The 19311-nt window shown below is 60.2% G+C and carries 23 protein-coding genes and 2 pseudogenes; 10 read left to right on the top strand and 15 right to left on the bottom strand.

All coding sequences use genetic code 11. The features are described from left to right. Window positions 1–265: 265 nt before the first annotated feature. The 7 genes from AB5I78_RS06540 (at window position 266) to tsaA (ending at window position 5161) form a co-directional block, all read left to right on the top strand. A complete protein-coding gene (locus AB5I78_RS06540; protein WP_145161739.1) occupies window positions 266–589 on the top strand; it encodes a type II toxin-antitoxin system RelE/ParE family toxin in 324 nt (107 codons plus the stop codon). After that, window positions 586–921, top strand: a complete 336-nt coding sequence (locus tag AB5I78_RS06535; protein WP_145161736.1) for an addiction module antidote protein — start codon at window positions 586–588, stop codon at window positions 919–921. Before AB5I78_RS06540 ends, AB5I78_RS06535 begins: the two co-directional genes overlap by 4 nt. 181 nt (window positions 922–1102) lie before the next feature. Beyond that, window positions 1103–2443 (top strand): 30S ribosomal protein S12 methylthiotransferase RimO, encoded by a 1341-nt coding sequence (gene rimO / locus AB5I78_RS06530; protein ID WP_106577227.1) that lies wholly within the window; start codon window positions 1103–1105, stop codon window positions 2441–2443. Between the two features lie 99 nt (window positions 2444–2542). Beyond that, entirely contained in the window at window positions 2543–3010 is a 468-nt protein-coding gene (locus AB5I78_RS06525; protein ID WP_106577228.1) for a GNAT family N-acetyltransferase, read from the top strand. A 211-nt stretch (window positions 3011–3221) separates the two neighbouring features. Then, window positions 3222–3932 (top strand): rRNA pseudouridine synthase, encoded by a 711-nt coding sequence (locus tag AB5I78_RS06520; protein ID WP_242194352.1) that lies wholly within the window; start codon window positions 3222–3224, stop codon window positions 3930–3932. 68 nt (window positions 3933–4000) lie between these two features. After that, the gene (locus tag AB5I78_RS06515; RefSeq protein ID WP_003189058.1) at window positions 4001–4462 is read left to right on the top strand and encodes a DUF1456 family protein; all 462 of its coding nucleotides are present in this window, start codon (window positions 4001–4003) and stop codon (window positions 4460–4462) included. A gap of 3 nt (window positions 4463–4465) precedes the next feature. After that, window positions 4466–5161 (top strand): tRNA (N6-threonylcarbamoyladenosine(37)-N6)-methyltransferase TrmO, encoded by a 696-nt coding sequence (gene tsaA / locus AB5I78_RS06510; protein WP_369300840.1) that lies wholly within the window; start codon window positions 4466–4468, stop codon window positions 5159–5161. A 130-nt stretch (window positions 5162–5291) separates the two neighbouring features. Here the strand turns inward: tsaA and fpr are convergent, their stop codons facing one another. Next, window positions 5292–6071, bottom strand: coding sequence for a ferredoxin-NADP reductase (gene fpr, locus AB5I78_RS06505; protein WP_003189055.1), 780 nt, complete (start codon window positions 6069–6071; stop codon window positions 5292–5294). 124 nt (window positions 6072–6195) lie between these two features. On the opposite strand from fpr, the gene AB5I78_RS06500 reads away from it, so the two are divergent. Continuing rightward, a complete protein-coding gene (locus tag AB5I78_RS06500; RefSeq protein ID WP_169368331.1) occupies window positions 6196–7122 on the top strand; it encodes a LysR family transcriptional regulator in 927 nt (308 codons plus the stop codon). A gap of 4 nt (window positions 7123–7126) precedes the next feature. On the opposite strand, the gene AB5I78_RS06495 is transcribed toward AB5I78_RS06500, so the two are convergent. From AB5I78_RS06495 to AB5I78_RS06485, 3 genes are all read right to left on the bottom strand, one after another. After that, entirely contained in the window at window positions 7127–7489 is a 363-nt protein-coding gene (locus tag AB5I78_RS06495) for a diacylglycerol kinase (RefSeq protein WP_094949927.1), read from the bottom strand. 75 nt (window positions 7490–7564) lie between these two features. Then, window positions 7565–8215 carry a response regulator transcription factor ErdR gene (gene erdR, locus AB5I78_RS06490; protein ID WP_369300842.1) on the bottom strand — a complete coding sequence of 217 codons (651 nt, stop codon included), beginning with the start codon at window positions 8213–8215 and terminating at the stop codon, window positions 7565–7567. Between the two features lie 252 nt (window positions 8216–8467). Next, window positions 8468–9187 (bottom strand): tRNA-uridine aminocarboxypropyltransferase, encoded by a 720-nt coding sequence (locus AB5I78_RS06485; RefSeq protein ID WP_369300843.1) that lies wholly within the window; start codon window positions 9185–9187, stop codon window positions 8468–8470. 198 nt (window positions 9188–9385) lie between these two features. Here AB5I78_RS06485 and AB5I78_RS06480 point away from each other — a divergent pair, with 198 nt between their 5' ends. Both AB5I78_RS06480 and AB5I78_RS06475 read left to right on the top strand, forming a co-directional pair. Beyond that, window positions 9386–9826, top strand: a complete 441-nt coding sequence (locus tag AB5I78_RS06480; protein ID WP_106577233.1) for a PA3611 family quorum-sensing-regulated virulence factor — start codon at window positions 9386–9388, stop codon at window positions 9824–9826. A gap of 378 nt (window positions 9827–10204) precedes the next feature. Then, window positions 10205–11316, top strand: a pseudogene (locus AB5I78_RS06475) (TIGR00730 family Rossman fold protein). A gap of 197 nt (window positions 11317–11513) precedes the next feature. Here the strand turns inward: AB5I78_RS06475 and recX are convergent. The 11 genes and pseudogenes from recX to AB5I78_RS06420 all read right to left on the bottom strand — a co-directional run bounded on the left by recX (window position 11514) and on the right by AB5I78_RS06420 (window position 19264). Then, entirely contained in the window at window positions 11514–11981 is a 468-nt protein-coding gene (gene recX, locus AB5I78_RS06470) for a recombination regulator RecX (RefSeq protein ID WP_369300845.1), read from the bottom strand. An 8-nt stretch (window positions 11982–11989) separates the two neighbouring features. After that, window positions 11990–13047: pseudogene (gene recA, locus AB5I78_RS06465) on the bottom strand (recombinase RecA). 83 nt (window positions 13048–13130) lie between these two features. Continuing rightward, window positions 13131–13631: a CinA family protein gene (locus AB5I78_RS06460; protein ID WP_106577235.1), complete on the bottom strand. Its 501-nt coding sequence runs from the start codon at window positions 13629–13631 to the stop codon at window positions 13131–13133. 82 nt (window positions 13632–13713) lie between these two features. Further along, window positions 13714–14193 (bottom strand): lysis system i-spanin subunit Rz, encoded by a 480-nt coding sequence (locus AB5I78_RS06455; RefSeq protein ID WP_369300846.1) that lies wholly within the window; start codon window positions 14191–14193, stop codon window positions 13714–13716. Continuing rightward, entirely contained in the window at window positions 14181–14738 is a 558-nt protein-coding gene (locus AB5I78_RS06450; RefSeq protein ID WP_369300847.1) for a glycoside hydrolase family 19 protein, read from the bottom strand. Before AB5I78_RS06450 ends, AB5I78_RS06455 begins: the two co-directional genes overlap by 13 nt. 6 nt (window positions 14739–14744) lie before the next feature. Continuing rightward, the gene (locus AB5I78_RS06445) at window positions 14745–15752 is read right to left on the bottom strand and encodes a contractile injection system protein, VgrG/Pvc8 family (RefSeq protein WP_106577238.1); all 1008 of its coding nucleotides are present in this window, start codon (window positions 15750–15752) and stop codon (window positions 14745–14747) included. 9 nt (window positions 15753–15761) lie between these two features. Further along, window positions 15762–15974 carry a tail protein X gene (locus tag AB5I78_RS06440; RefSeq protein ID WP_106577239.1) on the bottom strand — a complete coding sequence of 71 codons (213 nt, stop codon included), beginning with the start codon at window positions 15972–15974 and terminating at the stop codon, window positions 15762–15764. Then, window positions 15967–16350, bottom strand: coding sequence for a phage tail protein (locus AB5I78_RS06435; RefSeq protein WP_106577240.1), 384 nt, complete (start codon window positions 16348–16350; stop codon window positions 15967–15969). The genes AB5I78_RS06440 and AB5I78_RS06435 overlap by 8 nt, the downstream gene beginning before the upstream one ends. After that, window positions 16350–18563 carry a phage tail tape measure protein gene (locus AB5I78_RS06430; protein WP_369300848.1) on the bottom strand — a complete coding sequence of 738 codons (2214 nt, stop codon included), beginning with the start codon at window positions 18561–18563 and terminating at the stop codon, window positions 16350–16352. Before AB5I78_RS06430 ends, AB5I78_RS06435 begins: the two co-directional genes overlap by 1 nt. A gap of 6 nt (window positions 18564–18569) precedes the next feature. Continuing rightward, the gene (locus AB5I78_RS06425; RefSeq protein WP_017844653.1) at window positions 18570–18695 is read right to left on the bottom strand and encodes a hypothetical protein; all 126 of its coding nucleotides are present in this window, start codon (window positions 18693–18695) and stop codon (window positions 18570–18572) included. After that, window positions 18692–19264: a phage tail assembly protein gene (locus AB5I78_RS06420; protein ID WP_262210484.1), complete on the bottom strand. Its 573-nt coding sequence runs from the start codon at window positions 19262–19264 to the stop codon at window positions 18692–18694. The genes AB5I78_RS06425 and AB5I78_RS06420 overlap by 4 nt, the downstream gene beginning before the upstream one ends. Window positions 19265–19311: the final 47 nt, after the last annotated feature.

Raw genomic sequence — 19311 nt, 5'->3', positions numbered from 1 at the left:
CAGCACTCGTCGCATTTCGCTGCTCAAGTGATTCAGGGAATGCAGTCAGTCAGAGAGGAAGCGGCAATTTGCAGCCTTTTTGCCTGCATTGATCACATTTACGGCCACCCGTATATTTTTGGCCCGGCCCAGTAGTGCCGCCTTCGCGGTGTAAGCGAAAGATTCCTGACCGGCTTACCCGATCAATAAACCATGCCCCTACATGGCGCGCGCAGCCGATATAGAAACTCAATGATCGGCCTGTCTCTTTTAAGGTACATTTCTCATGTACGAAGTGAAACACGTACTGTCAGTCAATGGCGTGGATATCTACCAGGCCTGGCTGGACACCGTGCAGGACACGCGCTCAAAAGCAAGAATCACCACCAGAGTGGACCGCGCGTCCCTTGGTCACTTTGGCGCTACCGAGCCAGTGGGTGGTGGGGTCTTTGAGATGAAACTCGATTTCGGACCTGGGTTTCGCGTGTATTACGCAATCCACGATCGGCAAATTGTTTTTCTGTTGGGTGGTGGATCAAAAGCCAGGCAGCAGAACGATATCGATCAGGCTAAGGCGCTCTGGAAATCTTATAAGGTGCAGCAAAAATGACCATTCGTACTCGTTCTCATGAAGACAGCGTTCTTGAAATGCTTCGAGACGACGAAGCGTTCGCCCTCGAATATCTGTCTGTCGCGCTTGAAGAAATCGATGAAGCGGGTGGTGAAGACGCCTTCCTTGTTGCTATCCGTCGAGTGGCGGAGGCTCGTGGCGGAATGCTCAGCTTGTCGAAAAACACAGGGCTTAATAGGGCGAATCTCTACCGGTCCATCGCCGTCGGCGGCGACCCGAAGCTCTCGACTCTCTTGAAAGTGCTTCAGGCGTTAGGTGTGGGCATGTCTAAAGTTGTAGCGCACCGCGCAGAGCAAGACGTCCGGGCTTAAGAGCCTGGTAAGGATTGTGCGAATCCGCCACTGCAGCACTCGTCGCATTTCCCCGCATAAAGCTGGTCAAGTGCGTTGCCCGTCGCTAGAATTGCGCACTTTTTGATCAGAGGCGCACCAAGCGCCCGTCTACCGCCGTGTCGTGCCCGACTGGCGGCGCCATTCAATACCGAGGTTAGACATGTCCACCACCATCGCAAAAGCCAACCCCAAGGTCGGCTTTGTATCCCTGGGTTGCCCGAAGGCTCTGGTCGACTCCGAGCGCATCCTTACGCAACTGCGCATGGAAGGCTATGACGTCGTGTCCACGTATCAGGACGCCGACGTGGTGGTGGTCAACACCTGCGGCTTCATCGACTCGGCCAAGGCTGAGTCGCTGGAAGTGATCGGCGAAGCCATCAAGGAAAACGGCAAGGTCATCGTCACCGGCTGCATGGGCGTGGAAGAAGGCGCTATCCGCAACGTGCACCCAAGCGTGCTGGCCGTGACCGGCCCGCAGCAGTACGAGCAGGTGGTCAACGCCGTGCACGACGTGGTGCCGCCGCGTCAGGACCACAACCCGCTGATCGACCTGGTGCCGCCGCAAGGCATCAAGCTGACCCCGCGCCACTACGCCTACCTGAAGATTTCCGAAGGCTGCAACCACAGCTGCAGCTTCTGCATCATCCCGTCGATGCGCGGCAAGCTGGTCAGCCGCCCGGTCGGTGATGTGCTGGACGAGGCTCAGCGCCTGGTCAAATCCGGCGTCAAAGAGCTGTTGGTGATTTCCCAGGACACCAGCGCCTACGGCGTCGACGTAAAGTACCGCACCGGTTTCTGGAACGGCGCGCCGGTGAAAACCCGCATGACCGAACTCTGCGAAGCCTTGAGCAGCTTGGGCGTATGGGTGCGCCTGCACTACGTTTACCCGTACCCGCACGTGGACGAACTGATCCCGTTGATGGCCGCCGGCAAGATCCTGCCGTACCTGGACATCCCGTTCCAGCACGCCAGCCCGAAAATCCTCAAGGCCATGAAACGCCCGGCCTTCGAAGACAAGACCCTGGCGCGCATCAAGAACTGGCGCGAGATCTGCCCGGAGCTGATCATCCGCTCGACCTTCATCGTCGGCTTCCCCGGCGAAACCGAAGAAGACTTCCAGTACCTGCTGGACTGGCTGACCGAAGCGCAGCTGGACCGCGTTGGTTGCTTCCAGTACTCGCCGGTCGAAGGCGCACCCGCCAACCTGCTGGACGCAGCCATCGTGCCGGATGAGGTCAAGCAAGACCGTTGGGAGCGCTTCATGGCGCACCAGCAGGCCATCAGCTCGGCACGTCTGCAACTGCGCATCGGCCGGGAAATCGAAGTGCTGATCGACGAAGTCGACGAGCAAGGCGCCGTAGGCCGTTGCTTCTTCGATGCGCCGGAAATCGACGGTAACGTGTTTATCGACGATGCCAGCGGTTTGAAGCCGGGCGACAAGGTCTGGTGCACCGTGACCGACGCCGACGAATACGACCTGTGGGCCGTCAAGCGCGACTGATCAAAAAAACCTTAAAAGCCCCGCATCTGGACAAGATGCGGGGCTTTTTTAGGTCTATCGTTTGCCCATTGGCGTAGAAACAGGCGAGGGGCAGCGGGCATGCGTCAGCTTTCGGCAATTCATACACCCAAACTCAGCGACTTCGCGCACCTGGCGCAACTGTGGGAAGACTCGGTGCGGGCGACCCACGACTTTTTGCCGGACAGCTACATCGTGTTGCTCAAGGAGCTGGTGCTGACGCGCTACCTCGACTCGGTGATGCTGATCTGCACCAAGGACGCGCGCCAACGCATCACCGGGTTTGCCGGCGTGGCGTCAGGCAAGGTCGAGATGCTGTTTATCGACCCGCAGCACCGTGGCCAGGGCCTTGGCCGGCAACTGCTGCGTTATGCGATCGAGCACATGAACGCCGACACACTGGACGTCAACGAACAGAACCCGCAGGCCCTGGGCTTTTACTTCAAGCAGGGCTTTGAGGTGATCGGACGGGCGGAGCATGACGGGCTGGGCCAGCCGTATCCGTTGCTGCACATGCGTTTGCGCCAGCAGCAACTGCGCAGAGGCTGACGCAACACAGAATAAAATGCGGGAGCCGGCTTGCCTGCGAACGCGGTGGCCCCATCAGCACACCTTGGCTGATACACCGCCTTCGCGAGCAAGCCCGCTCCCACATTTTGAACCGTGTATTGACCAATAAAGCTCCTGCGCTGAAATGGAGCCGGGATTAACCCGCGCCAGGCAGGTACAATAGCTCCCCCATTTTGCTACGGCCCTTGTCATGACTGACCCCATACGCCTCTCCAAACGCCTTATCGAACTGGTCGGTTGCTCCCGTCGGGAGGCTGAGCTGTTTATCGAAGGCGGCTGGGTCTCGGTGGACGGCGAAGTGATCGACGAACCGCAGTTCAAGGTCACCACCCAGAAGGTCGAGCTGGACCCAGAGGCCAAAGCCACTGCACCGGAGCCGGTGACCATTCTGCTGCACGCGCCGGCTGGCGTGGACGCGGAAACGGCGATGGCCTCGATCAGCGCCGAAACCCTGTCCGAAGAACACCGCTTCAGCAAACGCCCGCTCAAGGGCCACTTCCTGCGCCTGACCGCCAGTGCCGACCTGCAAGCCAAGGCCAGCGGCCTGCTGGTATTCACCCAGGACTGGAAGATTCTGCGCAAGTTGACCGCCGATGCCGCCAAGATCGAGCAGGAATACGTGGTGGAGGTTGAAGGCGACATGGTCGCCCACGGCCTCAATCGCCTGAACCACGGCCTGACTTACAAAGGCAAAGAGCTGCCCGCCGTGAAAGCCAGCTGGCAGAACGAAAACCGCCTGCGCTTTGCGATGAAAAACCCGCAGCCGGGCGTGATCGCGCTGTTCTGCGAAGCCGTTGGCTTGAAAGTCATCGCCATCCGCCGCATCCGCATTGGCGGCGTGTCCATCGGCAAAGTGCCGGTCGGCCAATGGCGTTACCTGTCCGGCAAAGAGAAGTTCTAAGCCGCTGCCCCTTTCTCGACGCCGCCTGAGTGGGCGGTGTCCTCAGTTGAATACCAGGATTGCCCACCATGATTCACAACGACGTACTGCGCAGCGTGCGCTACATGCTCGACATCAGCGACAACAAGATGGTCGAGATCATCAAGCTCGGCGGCATGGACGTGACCAAGGAAGACCTGCTGACCTACCTCAAGAAAGATGAGGAAGAAGGTTTTGTGTTCTGCCCGGACGACGTCATGGCGCACTTCCTTGACGGCCTGGTGATTTTCAAGCGCGGCAAGGACGAAAGCCGTCCGCCGCAGCCGATCGAAACCCCGGTAACCAACAACATCATCCTCAAGAAGCTGCGCGTGGCCTTCGAACTGAAGGAAGACGACATGCACGCGATCCTCAAGGCCGCCGAGTTCCCGGTGTCCAAGCCTGAGCTGAGCGCGCTGTTCCGCAAGTTTGGCCACACCAACTACCGCACGTGTGGCGACCAGTTGCTGCGTAACTTCCTCAAGGGCCTGACGCTGCGGGTTCGTGCGTAAACCATGAGCTACAACGTCTCCCCCGTCGGCTTCGTGCGCTCCTGCTTCAAGGAGAAGTTCGCCATCCCACGTCAACCGCAACTGGCGCCTGCCGCCCGCGGCGTGCTGGAACTGGTGACGCCGTTCGACGGGGGTGAGGCCGTGCAGGGCCTGGAGCAGGTCAGCCATGTCTGGTTGCTGTTTCTGTTCCACCAGGCCCTGGAAGACAAGCCGCGCCTCAAAGTGCGCCCGCCGCGCCTGGGCGGCAACACGTCCATGGGCGTGTTCGCCACCCGCGCCACCCATCGCCCGAACGGCATTGGTCAGTCAGTGGTCAAGCTGGACAAGGTGGAGCCGGGGCGGTTGTGGATTTCCGGGATTGATTTGCTCGATGGCACGCCGGTGCTGGATATCAAGCCGTATGTGCCGTATGCCGACATTATCGAGGGCGCCACCAACAGCATCGCCAGCAGCGCACCGCCGCTGATTCCGGTGCAGTGGCTGAAGACTGCCCTGTTCCAGGCACAAGGCCATGCTGAGCGCCTTGACGAGCCCTTGGTGGCGTTGATCGAGCAGTGTTTGGCGCAGGATCCACGACCGGCATATCAAACGCCGGGGCCGGAGCGCGAATACGGTGCGCAGTTCTGGGATGTGGATGTGCGCTGGCACTATCCCGAGGCAGGCTTGATCTGTGTGCTGGAAGTTCTTGCGGCTGGATAAACCGGAAAAAATGTGGGAGGGGGCTTGCCCCCGATAGCGGTGGTACATTCAACATCTCTGTTGACTGACTTGGCGCCATCGGGGGCAAGCCCCCTCCCACATTTAGATCTTCTTTGTTGCCCTGACTGTTTTACTTCTCGACGAACGCACGCTCGATCAAGTAATCACCCGGCTCACGCATACGTGGCGAAACTTTCAGGCCGAAGCTGTTCAACACTTCGCTGGTTTCGTCCAACATGCTTGGGCTGCCGCACAGCATGGCGCGGTCGTCTTCGGGGTTGATTGGTGGCAGGCCGATGTCGCTGAACAGCTTGCCGCTGCGCATCAGGTCGGTCAGGCGGCCTTCGTTTTCGAATGGCTCACGGGTCACGGTCGGGTAGTAGATCAACTTGTCACGCAGGGCCTCGCCGAAGAATTCGTTCTGCGGCAGGTGCTCGGTGATGAATTCGCGGTAGGCGACTTCGTTGACGTAACGCACACCGTGGCACAGGATCACCTTTTCGAAACGCTCGTAGGTTTCCGGGTCCTGGATCACGCTCATGAACGGCGCGAGGCCAGTACCGGTGCTGAGCAGGTACAGGTGTTTGCCCGGCTTCAAATCGTCAAGCACCAGGGTGCCCGTCGGTTTTTTGCTGATGATGATCTCGTCGCCTTCCTTCAAGTGCTGCAATTGGGAAGTCAGCGGGCCATCGGGCACCTTGATGCTGAAGAACTCCAGATGCTCTTCCCAGTTCGGGCTGGCAATGGAGTATGCGCGCATGAGCGGGCGGCCATTTGGCTGTTGCAGGCCGATCATCACGAACTGACCGTTCTCGAAGCGCAGGCCCGGATCGCGGGTGCACTTGAAGCTGAACAGAGTGTCGTTCCAGTGATGAACACTGAGGACACGCTCGTGGTTCATGTTGCTCATGTACGGGGGACTCCTGGAAATGGGTCTGCGCCAAGATTGAGGTGCGCAATTGCACAGCATTCTAATGGCGGCGACAATATCTGTTAACTGGATTATTAAGATAAGGGTTATCGGTTATATCGATATGCGATTTACTCTCCGTCAACTGCAAGTCTTCGTCGCCGTCGCCCAGCAGGAAAGCGTCTCACGCGCTGCTGGCCTTCTGGCCTTATCTCAATCTGCCGCCAGCACCTCGATCACCGAGCTGGAGCGCCAATCCAGCTGCCAATTATTCGACCGCGCGGGCAAACGCCTGAGCCTCAACGCCCTCGGCCATCAGTTGTTGCCGCAGGCGGTGGCACTGCTGGACCAGGCCAAGGAGATCGAAGACCTGCTCAACGGCAAGTCGGGCTTTGGCTCCTTGGCGGTTGGCGCCACCCTGACCATCGGCAATTACCTGGCCACGCTGTTGATCGGCAGCTTCATGCAGCAACATCCCGAAAGCCAGGTGAAGCTGCATGTGCAGAACACTGCACATATCGTGCATCAGGTAGCGCACTACGAAATTGACCTGGGTCTAATCGAAGGCGACTGCAGCCACCCGGACATCGAAGTGCAAACCTGGGTGGAAGATGAGCTGGTGGTGTTTTGTGCGCCGCAGCATCACTTGGCCAAACGCGGCGTGGCGACCATGGAAGAGTTGACCCATGAAGCCTGGATCCTGCGCGAACAAGGCTCCGGCACGCGGCTGACCTTTGACCAGGCGATGCGACATCATCGCAGCGCGCTGAATATCCGCCTGGAGCTGGAACACACCGAGGCGATCAAACGTGCGGTGGAATCGGGCTTGGGGATTGGCTGCATTTCCCGGCTGGCGCTGCGCGATGCGTTCCGCCGTGGCAGCCTGGTGCCGGTGGAAACCCCGGACCTGGATCTGGCCCGGCAGTTTTACTTCATCTGGCATAAACAGAAGTACCAGACCTCGGCAATGCGCGAGTTTCTGGAACTGTGCCGCGCCTTTACAGCCGGGGTTCAGCGCAGCGACGAAATCGTGCTGCCGAGCATCGCCTGATGCTTTAGATCAGAATCACGGCCCACACCAGGGTGATCATGGTCAGCGCCACGAATTGCGCAGCGCTGCCCATGTCCTTGGCGTTTTTCGACAGCGGGTGCAGGTCGAGGGAAATCCGGTCGATGGCCGCTTCCACCGCGGAGTTGAGCAGTTCGACAATCAGGGCCAGCAGGCACACCGCGATGAGCAAGGCGCGCTCAACGCGGCTGACGTGCAGGAAAAAGCTCAGCGGAATCAGGATCACGTTGAGCAACACCAACTGACGGAATGCCGCCTCGCCAGTGAAAGCCGCACGCAGGCCATCCAGGGAATAGCCCCCTGCGTTGAAGATACGTTTGATACCGGTTTGACCCTTGAAAGGCGACATAGATGTAGGCAACTGAACCAAAGAAGTGGGGAAACTAGATCACGCAAAGTCAAAAAAGCGTGAATCGGCAATGTCTTAGTGCTGCGAAATTGACTCAAGTTGTTGCAAGAGCAGCGCCGCCTGAGTGCGCGTGCGCACGCCCAGCTTGCGAAAAATTGCCGTCACATGGGCCTTGATGGTCGCTTCCGACACGCTCAATTCGTAAGCAATCTGCTTGTTCAGCAAACCTTCGCAGACCATGGTCAACACCCGAAATTGCTGGGGCGTCAGGCTGGCGAGGCCATCACGGGCAGCCTTGGCTTCGTCGGACACGTTGATTTCGTCAAACGCTTGCGGCGGCCAGGACACATCGCCGTCAAGCACGGTGCTCACGGCTTTCTGGATCGCTTCCATTGAACTGGACTTGGGAATGAAACCGCTGGCGCCAAACTCCTTGGAGCGCACCACCACGTCAGCTTCTTCCTGGGCCGAAACCATCACCACCGGGATCTGCGGGTATTGCCCGCGTAACAGCACCAGCCCGGAAAAACCGTAGGCGCCGGGCATGTTCAGGTCGAGCAGCACCAGGTCCCAGTCGGATTTTTCGGTGAGTCGTGCTTCCAGCTCGGCAATGCTGGCCACTTCAACCAGTCGCACGTCCGGCCCAAGGCCCAGGGTTACCGCCTGATGCAGCGCACTGCGAAACAGCGGGTGGTCATCGGCTATCAGGATTTCGTATGTGGCCATTGATTAAATGATCCTGTTTTTTATGGCAGCCCTGACGGGTTCAGGGTTCGCCAGTACACAAGGCAACGGCCAGGCAGCCACCGCCACGGGGCAGGCTCAGCGTCAAAAACACCTGCAACGACGCTGAAAATTCACGGTTACGCCCCAATCGGCGCCCAGCATGCCCAGCGTAGCCTGGGGGGTCAAGCACTACGCCCGTGGGCATTTTAGCGAGTTGCAGGTTTACAGTGCCATCATGCAAACGTCGTCTGGTCATACCGCCGGGATGTGGGGCGAGAGGCGCGCATGAACGCTGTCCGACGGGTCCAGCGGCAACAGGAACTTGGCCGCCAGGTAATGGGTGCTGAATACGTCAAGGTAAGCATCCAGCACTTCACTGGCCGCCTGATCGCTGGCCAGCTCCAGGCACAGCGCCGCGACTTCGGCGGTGCAAAAATGATCATCCCGCTTGGAGCGGCGCAGCTTGTAGCGCGACAGCTGTTCAGGCGCCAGGCTCAACACGGGCAAGTGCTCAAGGTAGGGGCTCTTGCGGAACATCTTGCGCGCTTCGCTCCAGGTGCCATCCAGCAGGATGAACAACGGGCGCTTGCCCTCCTCCACCTTCACCTCACTGACAACCCGCTCTGGCGCGACGAATTCGCCGGGAAACACGATGTAGGGTTGCCACTGCGGGTCGGCCAGCAGGGTCAGGAACGCAGGATCAACCTCGGTGCGCGACCAGGCGAACGCGGTGGTGTCGTCAATCACATCGGCAATCAGCCAGCCTGTGTTGCTCGGCTTCATCGGTTCAACATCGTGCATCAGCAGGCACATCGCCGAACGCGCTTCTACCTGCGGCCGCCAGGCACACAGGCAATATTCGGGAATCACCCGGCAGCCGGGGCAACGTTCGGCGCGCGAACCTCGGTTGAGGAACGGGCGCACGGCCCGCGCCAGCCGCTGGGTACGCAAGCGGGAAACGGCATGGCTCATCGGGTGCACCCCGTAGAAGGCAAAATCGACACTGGGGGAACTCGAGACAGGCTTAAGTGGCGGCAGTTTACCAGAGCCGCCGGCACTTCTGAGCGATACGCCTGGCTGTAGTGGCAGGCGCTCACCTATAATTGCGCGCCACTGAACGCACAGCGCAGTGGCTGGTCTATGCACCAGTAACCGAATCAGGAGATTTTCATGCTGCGTTCCATGCTGCGCCTTGTTGCCCCATCCGTCGCCCTCGCGCTGGTATTGCCCATGGGCGCCCACGCGGCCTCGCTGCTGGAGGCCCAAATGAACAGGAAGCTGCAAAGCGTCGCGGCCGAAAGCAACAAGGACCTGCCCCGGGAAATCGATGAAAAAACCCTGGAAGTGGCCTACACCGTTGAAGGCATGCAGCTGATCGATCACCTCAGCGTGCAGCCTGACCGTGCCGAACAGATGCGCGCCAACCCCAAGGCCGTGTATTTCCAGCTGGGTCAAAGCGTGTGCCTGAACAAGGGTTACCGCGAGTTGATGGCCAAGGGCGCCGTGATGCGCTATGACATCTCCGAGAACAAGACCAACCGCCCGGTGGCGTCGGTCAAGTTTGTCGAAGCCGATTGCCCGGCACCTGCCGCAGCGAAGAAGAAAAAGTAACGATTGCTCGACCATCGCGCGCTGCTGTCCTGTGGCGCGCACTTCCCTCGCTGCCTATGCTTGCCGACGACTAAACTGCTTGATGTGCGGCCAATAACCGGTTGCCAGCCAAGGGTTTTTCGGCTCATGATCAAGTCATCCCGACCGCCTGCCCCGCGCATTTTCCACGCCGTTCTGTAACATTTTCAGGGCAAAAGAGGGTTGCCCTCCTGCGACTTGCAGTGCAAAGGTTTCCAAATCACAAGGAACATACAGAGCCCGCTTCGCCGCTCGGTGCATACCGTGCAATGCCCCTGGCGTGCAGCGACACATGCAGTGTCGTGGCCGCGGACGAATACCTCGCCGAGGGCCCAGGTTCTGTGAAGAAGGAGAAGTTGAATGCCTTACGAATCGAATGACCGTCTGCTCCGTCATTTTGAAGAACACGGGACCGACCTCACTCAGCAGGTCGACGCGCAACTCCAGCTGGTCGCGCCCAGCAGCCCGAACATTCCCCTTTATCGCGACATGATCCTCACCGTTCTGCGCATGGCCCAGGACGATCGCAACCGTTGGAACGCCAAAATCACCTTGCAGGCGATCCGCGAACTGGACAATGCCTTCCGCGTGCTCGAACAGTTCAAGGACCGCCGCAAGGTGACCGTGTTCGGCTCGGCACGCACACCGGTTGAAAGCCCGTTGTACGCCCTGGCCGGGAAGTCGGCGCCCAGCTAGCGCAATCGGACCTGATGGTGATCACCGGCGGTGGCGGCGGCATCATGGCGGCAGCCCACGAAGGCGCCGGCCTGGAACACAGCCTGGGGTTCAACATTACCCTGCCGTTTGAGCAGCACGCCAACCCGACCATCGACGGCACTGAGAACCTGCTGTCCTTCCACTTCTTCTTTACCCGCAAGCTGTTTTTCGTCAAGGAAGCCGATGCGCTGGTGTTGTGCCCGGGCGGGTTCGGCACCCTGGATGAAGCGCTTGAAGTGCTCACCCTGATCCAGACCGGCAAAAGCCCACTGGTGCCAGTGGTACTGCTGGATGCTCCGGGCGGCGGCTTTTGGCAAGGCGCTCTGGACTTTATCCGCAGCCAGCTGGAAGCCAATCGCTATATCCTGCCCACCGACCTCAAGCTGGTCCGACTGGTACACAGTGCTGAAGAAGCCGTGGACGAAATCAACCAGTTCTATGCCAACTTTCACTCCACGCGCTGGTTGAAGCGTGAGTTTGTGGTGCGCATGAACCATCCGCTCAGTGAACGGGCGCTGGTTCATTTGCAAAGCGAGTTTGCCAGCCTGCGGCTGAGTGGTGAGTTCCAGCAGCTTGCCTATACCGGCGAGGAACACGATGAGCCGAGGTTCAGCCATTTGACGCGCTTGGTGTTCAACTTCAATGGCCGCGATCAAGGCCGACTGCGAGAGTTGGTGGATTACATCAATCTGCCGGAAAACTGGGCACAGGCTCAGGGGAAAGCGCAGCAGCGAGTAACGCCCGAGCCAGCATGATTTTTTGAAGGCAAAAAAAAAGACCCACTATTTTCATAGTGGGCCTTTTTAATTTACCGAGTTCGATCAGATGCAGCAGATTCGATGTGGGAGCTGGCTTGCCTGCGATGGCATCATCGCGATCCTACTGGGAAACCGAAGTGTCCACATCGCAGTCAAGCCAGCGCCCGGATTCTAAATTTCAGCAGCTAGAAAACTCAGTCTTCCATGTCTCGGCCGCTTAACAGGCGGCTGATCATGTCCATCGAAAACCCGCGATAACTCAGGAAGCGACCTTGCTTAGCACGCTCCCTGGCATCAATCGGAAGATGGCCGGCAAACTTGCGGCGCCAGGTATCTTCCAACTGCGACTGCCAACTGATACCGCACTCACGCAGGGCGAGGTCGATATCAGCGCGTTGCAGACCGCGCTGGCTCAGCTCTTCGCGAATTCGCGCCGGGCCATAGCCGGAGCGCGCGCGGTAGGAGACAAAGCTTTCCAGGTAACGCGCTTCCGACAGAAGCCCTTCTTCCGTTAAGCGGTCGAGGGCAGTTTCGATCATCTCGGACTCTGCACCGCGCTGACGCAATTTACGCGTCAGCTCGACTCGACCATGCTCGCGTCGAGCGAGCAGGTCCATCGCAGTGCGCCGAACGGCGACGAGTGTATCCAGTACAACAGTCATCGTTTGCTTCAGATGTCAGTGTCAGCTTCTTCGACTTCTTCAACCGGCTCACGATTGGCAGCAGCTTTCACGTCTGGCGCTGCGGTCAGCAGCTTGTCGCGAATCTGCTTCTCGAGCGTGGCGGCGATATCCGGGTTGTCCGCCAGGAACTTGGCCGAGTTGGCCTTGCCCTGACCGATCTTGCTGCCGTTGTAGGCATACCAGGCGCCGGACTTCTCGACGAAACCGTGCAACACGCCCAGGTCGATCATCTCGCCGTTCAGGTAGATACCCTTGCCGTAGAGAATCTGGAACTCAGCCTGACGGAAAGGCGGAGCCACTTTGTTCTTCACGACTTTAACGCGGGTTTCGCTGCCGACAACCTCGTCACCTTCCTTCACCGCGCCGGTACGGCGGATATCCAGACGGACCGAAGCGTAGAACTTCAACGCGTTACCACCAGTGGTGGTTTCCGGGCTGCCGAACATCACGCCGATCTTCATACGGATCTGGTTGATGAAGATCACCAGGCAGTTGGCGTTCTTGATGTTACCGGTGATTTTACGCAGCGCCTGGGACATCAGGCGGGCTTGCAGGCCCACGTGCATGTCGCCCATTTCGCCTTCGATTTCAGCTTTCGGTACCAGGGCTGCCACGGAGTCGACCACGATCACGTCGATGGCGTTGGAGCGCACCAGCATGTCGGTGATTTCCAGGGCTTGCTCACCGGTGTCCGGCTGGGAAACCAGCAGATCATCTACGTTGACGCCCAGTTTGCCGGCGTATTCAGGATCGAGGGCGTGCTCGGCGTCGACGAACGCGCAGGTGGCGCCCATTTTTTGCGCCTGGGCAATCACCGACAGAGTCAGAGTGGTTTTACCGGAAGATTCAGGACCGTAGATTTCGACGATACGGCCTTTTGGCAGGCCGCCAATGCCGAGCGCGATGTCCAGACCCAGAGAGCCAGTGGAAATAGCCGGATCGCCTGACGGTCGTGATCGCCCATACGCATTACGGCACCCTTGCCGAATTGACGTTCGATCTGACCCAGGGCCGCAGCCAAGGCTTTCTTCTTGTTGTCGTCCATTAAAGTCCTCACGTAATCAATAAGGCCTGACGGCCAACACCTGTATAAGTAGACAGTATTGTTCCACAAAGATCGAAGATCGCCTACCCCTGTTTTTCTATTTCTAGTGCAGCTCGTCGCAACAAGCCCTCAAGCGCGGCTTTTACCGTTTGTCGGCGGACCTCGTCGCGGTTGCCGGGGAAGTGCGCAAGCTCGGCCGTCACCTCTTCGCCAACCCCAAACGCCAACCAGACGGTGCCGACCGGTTTGTCCGGCGAACCACCATCCGGCCCTGCCACACCACTGACCGCCACGGCAAAGCGCGACAGGCTTTTTTCCTGTGCACCACGGACCATCGCCTCCACCACTTCCTGGCTGACAGCGCCGACTTTGCCGAACAGCTTCTCCGGTACGCCCAACTGCCGGGTCTTCTGCCGGTTGGAATAGGTGACATATCCCGCCTCGAACCAGGCCGAACTGCCCGGAATCCGCGTGATCGCTTCGGCAATACCGCCGCCGGTGCACGACTCGGCGGTAGTGACGTGGGCATTGAGCACCTGCAAACGGCGACCCAGTTCAGCGGCCAGTTGAGTGATTTCCTTCACGGTCGACTCCAGAAGTAGGCGGGGGATTTGCCTACCCTACAGGAGCAAATCGCACGCGCAAGCGACAGACTGGATCAAGATGCTAACGCCCGACGGCGCGCACGTACGCTTGGCAGGCACGTAAGGCGATCAGGGCGTTATCGCCGTCGTCGGTGATGGCGATAATTCGTTGAGCATGCGCCGGGTCAAGTCGGGCTCGCGGGGCTGCATGAACCACGCCGCCGGAGGTGGCGGCGGCTGGCATTGGGCAGCCGAGGGTACGGTCGGTGGCGTCAAGAAGGACTGACAACCGCACATCAGCAGTGGCCAGGCGGTCGCGCAGAGCAGCTTGATTACGCTGGGCATCAATCAATTCCTGGGCATGTTGTCGGTCGCTGGCACTGAGTTGCTGCTCCAGCGCCAGCCGTTTTTTCTGCTCTGCCTGCTGTCGAAGCGAGGCCGCCTGAGCGTTTAGATCCGCCTGCTGCTCAAGCTGCGTACCATATCGCCACGCCTGCACCTGCCAAACCGCAACCACCAGCAAGCACACGCCGATCAGCCGTAACCCGCCTAAGAAGCGCACAACACCGCCTTCGCCCGGGCCCACAATTGCAGACGGTGCTCCAGCCCGTTCACCCCACCGTTGATGCGTCGGGTGATGGTGGTGAACTGGTCCTTGTCGGCCAGCTCATTCAAACCGTTGCTTTGCCAGAACCACGCCGCCGATTCACACGCCCACTGCGGCTGCTCCAGCAACTCGGGCTGGCGCAGCAGGCGATCGTCGCCAAACAGCGCCTGGCTGCACGCCAGGTAATTGCGCCGACCCGTAATCTGGATCAGTCCCCTGCCCCGATACTTCTGGCCATCGCCGTCCGCTTCGGGGGTGTTGCCCAGGCGTGCGGCCAAGATGCCGGTGTCGTATTTGCTGAGGTATTGGTCGCTGCCCAACTCGCGCACGTAGCGCAGCTCACCAGATTCGTGGCCGACTTGCGCGAGGAACGCAGCGATGCGCTTGGTTTGGCCGATCTCGAACCTGGACATTGCAGTGTTCAATGCGGACAAAAAAAGGCCCGCAACAGGGCGGGCTCCGGGCAGGATTTGAACCAGTTGAGAAAGCGTTATAGCCATGGGTCCTCACTCGGCCGCGGATAAACCGTTGGCCATAATCGTGCATCGATAACTCTCGCTGCGCTTGCCACTGGAGGTCACCGTCTTGATCGACCAACGGCCGCGCATGAAGTCGGGCCACGACTCGTCCAGCAGCAACAGGCCTTCAGCGCCGAACAAGGGGTTTCCGGGGCAGATCACATTGACCTGCATCCCTTCGCGCCCCACTCGGCGCATCTCGCCCTCGGCAGCGGTTCTGGCTTCAGCCTCGTTCTGGTAACGCTGCGTCACCACCTTGAACGGCGCGATGCCCACCTGCACCACCCGTTGTTTACCGGCTGCCGCGTCCCACCAGGACGTTTGTGCGCCCAGGTAAGTAGCACGGCTGGTTTGGGTAAAGCTGGCGGTGATAAACGCGCGATCACCCGGACGATTGTCGCGGGTGATCGACAACGGCACGACCGGCAAGACCTTGCCCGACAGCGATTTTGTCTGCCCTTTGCGGCCCAGCACATACAGCTCGTCGACAGGCTTGGCCACGGCATCGAAGCGATTGGCCAGACGCGTGAGAAACGCCATGTCACTTTCATTGGTCTGGTCGATGTGCGGGATATGCTCGCCTTCCAGATCAGGCGCCACGCGCGGTGAAAAACCGTAGCGCGTGGTCAATTGGCGAAACAGCGCACCCAGGCTGATCGGCCCGTGACTGGCGGTGCGCCGCTTCTTGAATTCGGGCTCATCAAAGGGCGCCGCCGTCGCCACCAGCACCAGACGCAGCGGGAACAGTGACGGTGTGCGCTGGGTGATTTTGAAGCGGCCCTTGTCCACCAGGCCCGACTCCCGATACCCGATGCGCAGGCCGATACGCCCGCCCAGGCTGGGCAGCCCTTCAAGGCCCTCGATGTCGAGTGTCAGCTTGAGCTGGTCGGACGTAAACCCGGCCATGTCGGTATGCTCCCACTCCAATAGCCGCTCATTGAGGAGCGCGGCATTGGCACCGTAAATCTCCACCACGGGTGTAAATCCAAGTGTCATGGTTGCTCCTTAATCCCAGGCCGTAACCGGCTGCCTGGCCACGGGCTGGGTATCCAGCTCAGGCACAATCACATTGACGCCTGCCGGCAATACCGCGCCCTGTTCGGCCAACTGCGGGTTCAAGCGCCACAGCACCTCTTCGGCGGCATCATCACAGCGACCGAGCTCGCGATAGAGCAACAGGTTGACCGAGTCACCGGCAATACTTCGAACCTTACGCATTGACGAACTCCTCCAGTACCAACACCCAATTGACCACCATGGCCGTGCCGTCATCGATCACACAGGACTGTTTTTCGTCCACCGATTTGATGGTCCACAGCCCCCAGTTCAGGCCTACGCCATCGACCAGCGGCAACGGCACACGCTGGGCTTGCAGCGCACGCAATTCGTCCATCCGCGACATGCCCAGCGCGCGTGCAGCCTTGCCGCCGAATGACAGCGTTTCGAGCGCCTGGCCAACTTGGGTGGATTTGGGCTTGCCGGAAACGATATCCAGGCTGCCCCAACCCCCACTGCTCAAACGGTCCAGGGTGTCGTAGGCGAACCCACGGGACAGCCCGAAAATAAACGGGCCCAACGCCATTTGTTGTCGCATCACACCACTCCTGTATCGGTCAGGGCCGAGTCACGTCGCGTCGCCAGCAGGCTGTCCATCGACAGCGGCGAGAATTGCGCTTCGATCTGTTGCACCACGATCGCGGCCAGTTGTTGTGGGTTGGCCTGCTCGGGTGCGTTGATGGTGATTTGCGGCGCGAAGTTGACTTGGCGGTTGTCGGCTTGAGCGCTACTGAGGTTTTTGCTGGTCTCGCCGGGTGATGGCAGACGGTCATCGGAGCCCATCAGTTTTTCACTCAGCCAGGCGCCGATATCACTGCCGGCAAACGTACCCAGCGCACCCCCGACCACTTTGCCGATGGCACCGCCAGCGACACCGCCCATGACCCCGCCCAGCACTGTGCCAGCCCCCGGCACCACCGAACCGATCGCCGCCCCGGCGAGCGTGCCGAGCGCGCGGCCAACGGCCATGCCCGCAAATTCGCCAGCAACGCCACCGGCAACGCCGCCGCCGACTGACCCTACCGTGGTGCCGACGGCTTTACCCAGGTTCCCCGACATCGCGCCCTGGACAAGGTCAATGCCAGCACCCGCCAGCACCACGCCAAGGGAGCCTCTTCGCGCGACCTTACTGGCTCTCGCAGTTCGTGAAGGCTTGTCTGCGGAGCGATCACCGCGCGGCGTTTCGTTGCCTTTGGGTGTGTTCTGGCTGGCTGGCGCGCTCACCTTGCCTGGTGTGGGATCGCCGCCTCCGAGAATCTTGCCGGCGACCTTCTCGAACACCTTGTCCTTCACCGCATCGAACACACCAGAAAACACCGGCCCCAGCGCCGCGCCAGCCAGCGTTACAGCGGCCGTGGTCTTGGGCAGCGCCTCGGCTAACCAGCCCACGCCCGTCACCAGCCCGGTCATCGCGCTTAGCGAGGTGTCCACGATCGGCGCCAGCGCGGCATCCTTGGCGGTATCCAGACGCGTGGTGCTGGCCTCGAAGGCTTGACGACGTGCTTGTGTGGAGTCTGCGCGAACCGCTGCCGAACGCAGGACCGAGCCTTGTTCGCCAAGTGCCGACGTCGCGTACACCGACTTGTCGGCCACCAGCGTAAACGCCTGCTTTACCGTATCGATGGCGGGCACCAGGCTCAGAATCGACTGGTTGCCATCGAACAATTGAGTGGCCAACGCCGCTTGTTTCTCAGCCGGTTGCGCCTTGAGCGCTTCGAGCACCGTGAGCAGGGTCTGGGGCGCATCCTGCTGCATCCCGCCAGCGAGCAACGTGGGATCAAGCTTGAGCGCCGCCCACGCGTTGCGCTGGCTTTCAGAAGCGCCGTCGCCTTTGGCCAGGGTGCTGCTGATTTTCTCCAGCCCGACACCGGCTGCACTCTTGCTGTTGCCGGCACTGAGCAACGCCGCCGAAAGCGCCGCTGCCTGCTCGGGGCTCATGCCAGCGGCGGTGGCCGTCCCCCCTGCGCGCTGCACAATAGCGCCGATATCCGCCGCTTCTGCCTTGAGCGAAACGTGGGTGCCCAACACATTGGTCGCGTCAGCCAGGTCCCGGGTTTGCTCGCGGTCGATTTTCATCGACTCGCGCCAGCCGCCCATCATGTCGCCGGCATTTTTGACGTCGACCTTGAAGGCCGTCGCCATGATGGCTGCGTCGCGGGCGAACTGTGTCAGGTCGTCCTGACGAGCCGCGCGGTCGATATTGCCCGAGGCATCCTTGCGGTCGCTGCCGATGCCGGACCGGGCGGCCACATACTCGACCTGTGCCAGCTCCACGGCGCTTGCACCGCTCGCCGCTACCATCGGTTCCGACGCCATGGCCAAGTTGGTTTCGCGCAGTTGTTTGCGCTGGCGGCCGACAAACATCAACAACTGATCCAGGTCAGTCATCGCGGCATCCAGTGCCTGCGAGGGTTTGCGCGCCTCAGCGGGGGCTGCAGCTTTTGCTGCTCCCGCGCCTTCGCCAGCTTCAACTTGCCGGGCGTCCATCATCTTGAGCAGTGAGGCGTTGAACAGCTCGAGGGTATTCACCAGCCGATCCTGCCCCGCCGCCAGGAGATTGATCTCAAGGCTGGCAGTCGCCAGGGCCAACCCCAGGCTCGCGGCCTCTACCGGCATCATGCCCGAGGACCCGGCGAGTGTTGACGCAATGGGTTTGATACTGGCCTGCGCCACTGCGGTGTCACGTGAGCCCAGCGTCAGCTCGCCTTCCGTGGCGATGGCTGACGGGCTTGCATGGTTATTGCCTGCCATACCGCTCTACTCCTGTTTGACGCCAAGGCGAGTGATCGCGATGTCGTAGCGGCGCAATGCTTTTCCGGCGTCCCAGTCGAGGATCTCCGCCTCATTGACCGAGTAAATCAGTGGCACCACATCGAGGATCACTTCGATGTCGCGCTCCGAAAGAAGTCCGCCGGTTTGTTTAAAAAATCGTCGATGCGCTCCTGCAGTTCCGTCCAGTCGGGAACGGTCAGCCCGGCCAGGTCCGGAATCATCAGGCCGGTGCAGTGAGCGGTGATGAATTCGGCGCGTTCTTTGTTGGTGGCGAGTTTCTTCATGGCCTTGGTAGCGCGCAGGGCAGGCATTTCCAGGCTCAGTGCGGTCAGGTTGCGGCCGGCGGCGTCGAGGGGCAGCAGCAGGTGCACCTGTTCATGCTGCGACGGTTCATCGCGTTCGCCGAGGAAGAACGACGCTGGGCGCGTCGACATTTCGTGCACGTACTGAGCAATACTCACGTAGTCCGGGCGCTTGAGCTGATCGAGTTCTTTTTCCGACAGGCCGGTGGCGAGTTTCGCCAGTTCAAAAAACTGGTCGTCCTCGTCATCACCGGCCCGGGCCAGCGCAGCCTTTTGCGCGGCGTAGAACAGCGGCTTGAGTTGAATCTGCTGGATCGTCGCGCCAGTGTCGGCGGTGATCGGAGACAGCAGAATGTGCAGCGGTGGCATCCAGGCCATGGGGCAATTCCTTGTTTAAGCGTTGTTGAAAGCAGCGCAAATCTAAA

This window comes from Pseudomonas sp. N2-3-1-14, from assembly GCF_041228395.1.
GTDB lineage: Bacteria > Pseudomonadota > Gammaproteobacteria > Pseudomonadales > Pseudomonadaceae > Aquipseudomonas.
The sequence above is the reverse complement of the archived record's forward strand: the minus strand, read 5'-3'. Positions and strand labels throughout refer to the sequence as shown.

Coding starts and splice junctions, on each gene's coding strand:
- AB5I78_RS06540 (WP_145161739.1), top strand. CDS start 266: ATGTACGAAGTGAAACACGTACTGTCAGTCAATGGCGTGGATATCTAC.
- AB5I78_RS06535 (WP_145161736.1), top strand. CDS start 586: ATGACCATTCGTACTCGTTCTCATGAAGACAGCGTTCTTGAAATGCTT.
- rimO (WP_106577227.1), top strand. CDS start 1,103: ATGTCCACCACCATCGCAAAAGCCAACCCCAAGGTCGGCTTTGTATCC.
- AB5I78_RS06525 (WP_106577228.1), top strand. CDS start 2,543: ATGCGTCAGCTTTCGGCAATTCATACACCCAAACTCAGCGACTTCGCG.
- AB5I78_RS06520 (WP_242194352.1), top strand. CDS start 3,222: ATGACTGACCCCATACGCCTCTCCAAACGCCTTATCGAACTGGTCGGT.
- AB5I78_RS06515 (WP_003189058.1), top strand. CDS start 4,001: ATGATTCACAACGACGTACTGCGCAGCGTGCGCTACATGCTCGACATC.
- tsaA (WP_369300840.1), top strand. CDS start 4,466: ATGAGCTACAACGTCTCCCCCGTCGGCTTCGTGCGCTCCTGCTTCAAG.
- fpr (WP_003189055.1), bottom strand. CDS start 6,071: ATGAGCAACATGAACCACGAGCGTGTCCTCAGTGTTCATCACTGGAAC.
- AB5I78_RS06500 (WP_169368331.1), top strand. CDS start 6,196: ATGCGATTTACTCTCCGTCAACTGCAAGTCTTCGTCGCCGTCGCCCAG.
- AB5I78_RS06495 (WP_094949927.1), bottom strand. CDS start 7,489: ATGTCGCCTTTCAAGGGTCAAACCGGTATCAAACGTATCTTCAACGCA.
- erdR (WP_369300842.1), bottom strand. CDS start 8,215: ATGGCCACATACGAAATCCTGATAGCCGATGACCACCCGCTGTTTCGC.
- AB5I78_RS06485 (WP_369300843.1), bottom strand. CDS start 9,187: ATGAGCCATGCCGTTTCCCGCTTGCGTACCCAGCGGCTGGCGCGGGCC.
- AB5I78_RS06480 (WP_106577233.1), top strand. CDS start 9,386: ATGCTGCGTTCCATGCTGCGCCTTGTTGCCCCATCCGTCGCCCTCGCG.
- recX (WP_369300845.1), bottom strand. CDS start 11,981: ATGACTGTTGTACTGGATACACTCGTCGCCGTTCGGCGCACTGCGATG.
- AB5I78_RS06450 (WP_369300847.1), bottom strand. CDS start 14,738: ATGGCTATAACGCTTTCTCAACTGGTTCAAATCCTGCCCGGAGCCCGC.
- AB5I78_RS06445 (WP_106577238.1), bottom strand. CDS start 15,752: ATGACACTTGGATTTACACCCGTGGTGGAGATTTACGGTGCCAATGCC.
- AB5I78_RS06440 (WP_106577239.1), bottom strand. CDS start 15,974: ATGCGTAAGGTTCGAAGTATTGCCGGTGACTCGGTCAACCTGTTGCTC.
- AB5I78_RS06435 (WP_106577240.1), bottom strand. CDS start 16,350: ATGCGACAACAAATGGCGTTGGGCCCGTTTATTTTCGGGCTGTCCCGT.
- AB5I78_RS06430 (WP_369300848.1), bottom strand. CDS start 18,563: ATGGCAGGCAATAACCATGCAAGCCCGTCAGCCATCGCCACGGAAGGC.
- AB5I78_RS06420 (WP_262210484.1), bottom strand. CDS start 19,264: ATGGCCTGGATGCCACCGCTGCACATTCTGCTGTCTCCGATCACCGCC.